At 72.6% G+C, this 2,955-nt stretch carries 2 protein-coding genes and 1 pseudogene; all 3 read right to left on the bottom strand.

Features of this window, described 5'->3' with window-relative positions; genetic code table 11:
* Positions 1-130: 130 nt before the first annotated feature.
* The gene (locus AB0L34_RS33430) at positions 131-1,426 is read right to left on the bottom strand and encodes an extracellular solute-binding protein (protein ID WP_350711949.1); all 1,296 of its coding nucleotides are present in this window, start codon (positions 1,424-1,426) and stop codon (positions 131-133) included.
* A 15-nt stretch (positions 1,427-1,441) separates the two neighbouring features.
* Positions 1,442-2,551 (bottom strand): divalent cation tolerance protein CutA, encoded by a 1,110-nt coding sequence (gene cutA / locus AB0L34_RS33425; protein WP_363709626.1) that lies wholly within the window; start codon positions 2,549-2,551, stop codon positions 1,442-1,444.
* 55 nt (positions 2,552-2,606) lie between these two features.
* Positions 2,607-2,955, bottom strand: a pseudogene (locus AB0L34_RS33420) (1-acyl-sn-glycerol-3-phosphate acyltransferase); the annotation flags it as partial.

The raw sequence follows: 2,955 nt of genomic DNA, 5'->3' as shown, positions 1-2,955 counted from the left end.
TTCTCTACCGGTGGGGGGGGGGCGCCCCCCCCCCCCCGGCCCCGCCCGCGGGGGTGTGATTGCTCTGGTGGGTTTTGATGGGCGGGGGGGCGCGGGGGCGGGCGGCCGGGGCCACCCCGCCCGGGGGCGACTACTTGTTCTGCTTCTTCGTCGGGCTGCGCTCCAGGGCCTGCTGCATCTGCTCGGCCCACTTGTCGACGGTGAGCTGGCCGAGGGTGACCTGCTGCCAGCCGCGGGCCAGCGCGTCGGCCTCCGGGCCGGAGAGCATCACGCCGGCGTGCAGGGTCGGCTCCGCCACCAGTTCCTGGATCTTCTGGAAGGCCGGCGAGGAGGGCAGCAGGGCCTTGTCGACGTTCTTGTTCAGCGGCTGGCCCTTGGCGTGCTTGACCCACAGCTCGCCGTTCTCCTTGCCGGCGAGCCAGGTGATGAACGCCAGGCCGGCGTCCTTCTTCTTGCTCCACTGGGTCACCCCGTAGACGGCGCCCTCGATGCCGGAGAACTTCTGCGCCAGCGGGGCCGTCGGGTTGGCCGCCGGCCAGCGGGTCACGCCGAGCTTGTCGTCGCCGAGGGCCTTGCCGAACGCCTCCCAGTTCACCGCGTCCGAGATGATCGTCCCGGCGAAGGCGGCGCCGCCGCGCTGGAAGATGTCCGCCCCGTCGGGGAGCATCGTGATCGACGGCGCGTTCTTGTTCGCCCAGCCCTTGGTGGTGATCTCGGCCAGCTTCTCCAGCACCGAAACCAGCTTCGGGTCCTTCCAGGACAGGCTGCCCGCGAGCAACCCGCGGATGTCGTCCTCGCTCAGGTAGCTGCGGGCGATCTCCGGGAAGTCCCAGTAGGCGGGGAACGTGCCGGACAGGCCCAGGGCGAGGCAGGTCTTCCCCGTCTTGGCGACCGCGTCGCAGGCCGCGCCGAACTCGTCCCAGGTCGCCGGGGGCCGCTCCGGGTCCAGCCCGGCGGCCTTCAGCACGTCCTTGTTGTAGTAGAGGACGTTGCCCTGGTACGAGAAGGGCACGCCGTAGCAGGGCTTGCTGGTGTCGAAGCCCTCGCAGGCTCCGCTGTAGGTGACGAGGTCCTTGTTGATCTCGGCGGCCTTGTCGCCCAGCGGCACGTACGCACCGCGCCGGTCGAACAGCTCCAGGCCGGCGTTGTTGGCCATCACGTCCGGCCCCGACTGCGAGGTGATGTACGGGCCCTGTACCTCGGGGTACTTGTCGAACGGCACCGACTGCATCTCGAGCTTGATGTCCGGGTGGCTGGCCTCGAAGCTGGTCTTGACCTGCTTCCAGTACTCGGTGCCGCCCGGCTCCCAGGTCAGCACCTTCAGGGTGACCGGGCCGCCCGCGGCGTCGTCGCCACCGCAGCCGGTCAGCAGCGCGGCGGCGGCCACGCCCGCGGCGACGAGACCGGCCAATCTACGTCGATTCATCGGCAGAAGCTCCTGTCAGCGAGGGGGATGAGGGATGCGGCGGACGGCGCCGTCGGCGGCGGCGCTGTCGACCACGGCGGCGGCGATCTGGACCACGTGCAGTCCGTCGGCCAGGGGAACGACCGGGGAGACGTCGCTGCCGTCGGCCTGGCGGAGGAAGTGCCGGAGCTCGGCGGCGAGCGCGCCGCCGCCGTCGACCGGGGAGAGCAGCCAGTCCGGCGCCTCGGTCTGCTCGGCCTGCACCAGCACCGTGGGATGTCCGAGGTCGACGTGACCGACCCCGTCGGTGCCGTACACCTCGACCAGGTCGGAGGTGTGGTTGGGGGTGTGTTCGGGCAGGAGATAGCTGTTGCGGATCGACGACACGACGTCGTTGGCGTGTCGGAGCTCCGCCCAGACCAGGACCGGCGTCGCCGATCCCGGTAGGGTCCGGGCCGCCGCGCGCACCTCGACCACCGGCGCTGCCGCGTACCAGAGCGCGAGGTCGATGTCGTGCACCGCGGTCAGCAGTGCGGGATGGTCGTTCGGGAAGAGCCGGGTCAGGGAGCGGGGGCGGTCCCGGCGCGAGGAGACGGCCAGCACCCGGCCCAGGCGGCCCTCGCGGACCGCGTCGTGCAGCGCCCGGTGGGCGGGGCTGTGCCGCAGGATGTGCCCCGGCTGGCAGAGCACCCCGTGCGCCTCGGCGGCCTCGACGATCGCCGTGGCGTCGGCGACCGTCGCGGCCAGCGGCTTCTCGACCAGCACGGGAATCCCGGCGGCGATCAGTGCGACCGCGACGGCGCGGTGCGCCGGCCCGGGCACGCACACGGAGGCGACATCCGGCGCCGCCTGCGCGAGCAGGGCCGCGACGGAATCGAACGTACGCGGGATGCCGTGCTGGGCGGCGACCCGCTCCCGGGTGGCGGTGTCCGGGTCGACCAGCGCGTCCACCCGGTCCGGCGCGGTCTTGAACCGCACCTGCCACTCGGCGGTGGTCTGGATCGCCGACTGCCACCAGTAGGTGCTGTCCACCGGGCCGCCGACCTGGGCGCACGCCGCCAGCCGGCCGGCGACCGCCGCGGCCGCCAGCACGTCCGCGACCCCGCGGGCGTCCACCACAGTCGTCACCACGCAGATCTGCTCCACCAGCGCACCTTACGTGGCGCGCGACGGGCGCGCCGAACAGGCGCGGGGAATCGGATCAGGCGTCGACGGTGCCGTTGCGGTTGTCCGCGATCCACCTGTCGATGCGGGCCCACCAGTCGAACAGCCAGTCGATGCGTTCCTGCTCGCCGGCCGGGATCTCCTCCGGCGGCACCGACCAGAACCGCATCACGATCCGCTTGTCCATCGGCAGCTCGCGCCACACGTCGGCGACGGTGAGCATCTGGTCCAGGCCGGTGTGCGCCACGAAGATCACTCCGGCGTCCGGCGCGGCGTCGAGCGCGGCGAGCAGCCCGCCGGGCTGCGGGGCGAGCACGTGCCGCATCCGCTCGGCGCGGCGCGCCATCCGCTCCAGCCCGAGCCCGCGGAGCCGGTCGATCGCGCGC

Origin of the sequence: Micromonospora sp. NPDC052213, assembly GCF_040679695.1 — a bacterium.
Taxonomy (GTDB): domain Bacteria; phylum Actinomycetota; class Actinomycetes; order Mycobacteriales; family Micromonosporaceae; genus Micromonospora.
The sequence above is the reverse complement of the archived record's forward strand: the minus strand, read 5'-3'. Positions and strand labels throughout refer to the sequence as shown.

What these genes read in the sequence shown, in the direction of transcription:
- AB0L34_RS33430 (WP_350711949.1), bottom strand. Translation starts at nt 1,426, where the DNA reads ATGAATCGACGTAGATTGGCCGGTCTCGTCGCCGCGGGCGTGGCCGCC.